1 protein-coding gene is annotated in these 827 nt (G+C 42.0%); it reads left to right on the forward strand.

Annotated features, from left to right (window positions below; all coding sequences use genetic code 11):
• Nucleotides 1–814: response regulator transcription factor (locus A3729_RS03275; RefSeq protein WP_369820067.1), on the forward strand; the 814-nt coding region annotated here is incomplete at its 5' end.
• Nucleotides 815–827: the final 13 nt, after the last annotated feature.

The following is an 827-nucleotide window of genomic DNA, read 5'->3' on the forward strand; positions in this document are numbered from 1 at the left end:
GCCTCACTCTCTCCTCGTTTTTATGGTCTCAAACAGGCTTATGATAAATGCTAGGGAGCAGAGAATGAACCTTCATATGGAGAGTAAAAGTTTACAAGCGGTTGATGTTCTTTCTGACCTTGATAGAAAGCGTTTTCTGATTGTGGAAGATGACCCCGATATCGCAGACCTTATGTCGCTTCACCTTCGAGACTTAAACGCCGATATTTTAGTTGTTAGTGATGGCGTTGAGGGTTTTCAGCGAGCGAGATCAGAGCAGTGGAACGCCATTATTTTAGACTTACAACTGCCAGGCATAGACGGTTTGGAGCTATGTAGAATGCTTCGAGTCTCACAAATTTATGTGCCGCTGATGATGGTGACTTCCCGTTCAACTGAGTTGGATAGAGTCTTAGGTCTAGAGATTGGTGCTGATGATTACTTAGTTAAGCCTTTTAGTGTGGCCGAACTAAAGGCAAGAGTAAAAGCATTGCTTAGACGGTCTGCCCAGAGTGAGAAACCAAGACCTGAAGCGAGTGTATTGAGCTATCTTAGCCTTTCTTTAGATTCCTCTTCTAGAAAAGCAAAATTAGCTGAAAAGACGCTAGATCTAACAGCGAAAGAATTCGATTTACTTTGGTTCTTTGCATCTCNTGTGGGAAAGGTCTTTAAACGTAGTGAGCTTCTTGACAAGGTTTGGGGTTATGGTCACGAAGGTTATGAGCATACCGTTAACTCTCATATAAATCGCTTGCGATCAAAACTGGAATCGGATTCTTCAAACCCTGTATATATTAATACAATTTGGGGGGTGGGTTATCGTTTTGGAGAGTAAGAACATTGAAAAG

It is taken from the genome of Oleiphilus sp. HI0043 (assembly GCF_001634935.1).